The sequence below is a fragment of the Streptomyces marokkonensis genome, from assembly GCF_008312835.1.
Lineage (GTDB): Bacteria > Actinomycetota > Actinomycetes > Streptomycetales > Streptomycetaceae > Streptomyces > Streptomyces marokkonensis_A.
This window is the reverse complement of record NZ_VSKS01000047.1, coordinates 1-4,270: the sequence shown is the minus strand read 5'-3', so window position 1 is coordinate 4,270 and position 4,270 is coordinate 1. Positions and strand designations below refer to the sequence as shown.

At 72.7% G+C, this 4,270-nt stretch carries 1 protein-coding gene; it reads left to right on the top strand.

All coding sequences use genetic code 11. The features are described 5' to 3' along the window. Positions 1-4,270 (top strand): type I polyketide synthase (locus F1615_RS35270; RefSeq protein ID WP_149553117.1); only part of this gene is annotated, 4,270 nt, incomplete at both ends.

Sequence of the window (4,270 nt, the reverse complement as noted above, 5' to 3'; positions counted from 1 at the left end):
CTGGTCGCTGGTGGACGTGGTGCGGGGTGTGGAGGGTGCGCCGGGGTTGGACCGGGTGGATGTGGTCCAGCCGGTGTTGTGGGCGGTGATGGTGTCGCTGGCGGCGGTGTGGGAGTCGTTCGGTGTGCGGCCGGCTGCGGTGGTGGGGCATTCGCAGGGTGAGATTGCTGCTGCGGTGGTGGCGGGTGCGTTGAGTGTGCGTGATGGTGCGCGGGTGGTGGCGTTGCGGTCGCGTGCGATTGTGGCGTTGGCGGGGCGTGGGGGCATGGTGTCGGTGGCTCTGTCGGCTCAGGGTGCTGGGGAGTTGGCGGGTCGTTGGCCGGGGCGGGTGTCGGTGGCGGCGGTGAACGGGCCGACGTCGACGGTGGTGTCGGGTGACGCCGATGCGTTGGATGAGCTGGTGGCGTATGCGGATGCGCAGGGTGTGCGGGTGCGCCGGATCGATGTGGACTATGCCTCTCACTCGGCTCATGTGGAGTCGATCGAAGCCGAGTTGGCGGAGGTGTTGGCGCCGGTGGTGGCGTCGGAGCCGTCGGTGCCGTTCTTGTCGACGGTGACGGGTCGGTGGGTGGAGTCGGCGCAGACGGATGCCGGGTACTGGTACCGCAACCTGCGCCACACCGTGCAGTTGGAGCCTGTGGTGCGGCGTTTGGTGGAGTCCGGCCACGGTGCGTTCCTGGAGATGAGCCCGCACCCGGTGCTGACGGTTCCGGTCGCCGAGACCGTTGAGGCTGCCGGGTCGGACGCGGTGGTCGTGGGTTCGTTGCGTCGTGGTGAGGGTGGCCTCGACCGCTTCTACCTGTCGTTGGGGGAGGCCTGGGCGGGGGGTGTGGGCGTGGACTGGACGCCTGCCTTCGCGGGGTTGTCGCCGCGCCGCGTCGACCTGCCGACGTATGCCTTCCAGCGCAGCCGCTACTGGCTGGACCTGCCCAAGGCCCAGGTGAGCGCCGACCCCGTCGAGGAGCAGTTCTGGCGGACCGTGGAGGAAGGGGACCTGAAAGCCCTGGCCGGCACGCTCGGGGTCGAGGAGGGGTTGGAATCCGTCGTCCCCGCACTGGCCGCCTGGCGCACCACCCGCCGCGAGCGCGGAGTGGCCGACAGCTGGAGGTATCGCACGGAGTGGCGCCCTCTGCCCGCCCACGCCCCCGCCTCGGCCGGGGGGACCTGGTTGCTGGTCGTTCCCGAGGCGCAGGCAGGGAACCGACTCGTCACCGAGACGGTGTCCGCGCTGGAGCGGCGCGGAACCCGTGCGGTCGTCGTCACGGCCGCCGGTGACCCGGACCGGGACGCCGTCGGTGTCCTGCTCGCGTCGGCTGCCGAGTCGGCCGAGTTCACCGGGGTGCTGTCGCTCCTCGCCCTCGACGAACGGACCCACCCGCGCCATCCCGCTGTGCGGCGCGGACTGGCCGGAACCCTCTCGCTCGTACAGGCGCTCGGTGACACGGCGATCGACGCACCGCTGTGGTGCGTGACGCGGGGCGCCGTCGGCACCGGTCCGGACGACGCGCCGGCCGCACCCGATCAGGCAGGCGTCTGGGGCATCGGCCGGGTCGCCGCCTTGGAGCACCCCAAGCGGTGGGGCGGACTCGTCGACCTTCCGGCGGAAGGGCCCGAGCACGCCGTCGACCTGCTGGTGGACACGATCGTGGCGGGCACCGCGGAGGACCAGGTGGCCCTCCGCGACGGCACTGCCCACGGTCGGCGGCTCGTCCCCGCGGCCACCGGCGGCAGGGCGGCCCCGCGCGACTGGAAGCCGCGTGGCACGGTCCTGGTCACCGGGGGCACCGGCGCGCTCGGTGCCCACGTCGCCCGTTGGCTGGCCAGGCGCGGCGCGGAGCACCTCGTTCTCACAGGTCGCCGGGGCGACGGCCCCCACCTCGACGACCTGCGGGACGAACTCGCGGGCCGCGGTACCCGGCTCACCGTCGCCGCTTGCGACATCGCCGACCGCGATGCCCTGGCCGACCTGGTGAACCGCCTCGCCGCTGACGGCGACCCCGTGCGATCCGTCGTCCACGCGGCCGGTGTGAGCGTGCTCGGCCCCCTGGCGGAGGCCGGCGTCGAGGACCTCGCCGCCACCCTTTCGGGCAAGGTGCTCGGTGCGGCCCACCTCGACGCGGTGCTGGACGCCACCGAACTGGACGCCGTCGTCTACTTCTCCTCCATCTCCGGTACGTGGGGCGTCGCCGACCACGCCGCCTACGGCGCCGCGAACGCGATCCTCGACGCCCGCGCCGAACGACGTCGCGCCGACGGCGCCCCGGTGCTCTCCGTCGCCTGGGGCCCTTGGGCCGGTGGCGGAATGATCGCCGAGTCCGTCCAGGACGTCCTGCGCCGCAGGGGCGTCCCCGTCATCCAGCCCGACACCGCGATCGCCGGACTGCAGCAGGCCCTCGACCACGACGACGTGGTGGTGGCGGTCGCCGACGTCGACTGGCGACGGTTCGCCGAGGTCTTCACCTCCGTGCGCGGCAGCGCCCTCCTGACCGAACTGCCGGCCGCCCGGACGCAGCAGGCCGACGCCGGATCCGACGACACGGACGGGGCCTCCGCGCTGCTCCGCGAGTTCGCCGGCCTCCCGACGGCTCGCAGGCTCGCCGCGCTGCGCTCCCTCGTCGGCACCCATGTGGCGGCCACGCTGGGACACGCCGACGCCGGGGCCGTCAGCGTCGAAGCGGCCTTCAAGGAACTGGGCTTCGACTCCCTCACCGCCGTCGCCCTGCGCGACCGGCTGAACCGCGCCACCGGCCTGAAGCTCCCCACCACCGTCGTCTTCGACCACCCCAGCATCTCCGCGCTCGCCGCCTGCCTCGACGCCCTCGCGTTCGACAGCCCGAAGGGCGAGGACGCACGGCCCGGCACGAAGACCGAGCCCGCGGCAGACCACCGGGGCGCGGGCGACGACGAGCCGATCGCCATCGTGTCGATGGGGTGCCGCCTCCCCGGCGGAGTGGACACACCGGAGGACCTGTGGCGCCTGGTCCTCGACGGCGTGGATGCCACCACTCCCTTGCCCGCCGACCGTGGCTGGGACCTCGACGGCCTCTACGACCCCGACCCCGACCACCTCGGTACGAGCTATGTGCGGGAGAGCGGATTCCTGGACGGGGCGGCGGAGTTCGACGCCGGGTTCTTCGGCATCTCGCCGCGTGAGGCGACGGCGATGGACCCGCAGCAGCGACTGCTCCTCGAGACCACCTGGGAGACGCTGGAACGCGCGGGCATCGACCCCAAGAGCCTCCGTGGCAGCAGCACGGGTGTCTACGTCGGCCTCACCGACCAGGAGTACGCCACCCAGCTGCGTGCCGCGTCCGGAGACAACGAGGGATACCTCGCCACCGGGGCGGCGGCGAGCGTGGCATCGGGGCGCATCGCCTACGCGCTGGGGCTGGAGGGCCCGGCGGTGACGGTCGACACGGCCTGTTCCTCGTCGCTGGTCGCCCTGCACCTCGCCGTCCGTGCCCTGCGTGCCGGCGAGTGCCGCCTCGCGGTGGCCGGCGCGGCCACGGTGATGTCGGGACCGGGCGCGTTCGTCGCCTTCAGCCGTCAGCGCGCCCTCGCAGCGGATGGCCGCTGCAAACCCTTCGCCACCGACGCGGACGGCTTCGCGCTGTCCGAGGGCGTGGGCGTCCTGTTGCTGGAGCGTCTGTCGGACGCCGAGGCGAACGGGCATCAGGTGCTCGCTGTGGTGCGGGGTTCGGCGATCAATCAGGACGGTGCGTCGAACGGTCTGACGGCTCCCAACGGTCTGTCGCAGCAGCGGGTGATTCGCGCCGCGCTGGCGGATGCGGGGTTGGCTGCCGGTGATGTGGATGTGGTGGAGGCGCACGGTACGGGAACGAAGCTCGGGGATCCGATCGAGGCGCAGGCGTTGCTGGCCACGTACGGTCAGGAGCGGGAGGGCGACCGGCCGTTGTGGCTGGGGTCGGTGAAGTCCAACATCGGGCACACGCAGGCCGCTTCGGGTATGGCCGGGGTCATCAAGATGGTGCAGGCGATGCGGTACGGCACCCTGCCCAAGTCGCTCAGGGCGGATCAGCCGTCGCCGCTCGTGGACTGGTCGTCGGGTTCGGTGGAGCTGCTGGCGCGGGCCCGGACGTGGGAGGAGCAAGCGGGTCGCCCGCGTCGGGCCGGGGTGTCGTCCTTCGGTATCAGTGGGACCAACGCCCACGTCATCCTGGAGGAGCCGGAGCCTGTCGGGGGAGTGGAGCCGGCTGACCGGCCCGAGGTGACTGTCCCGTGGGTGGTGTCCGCTCGTTCGGATGCGGCG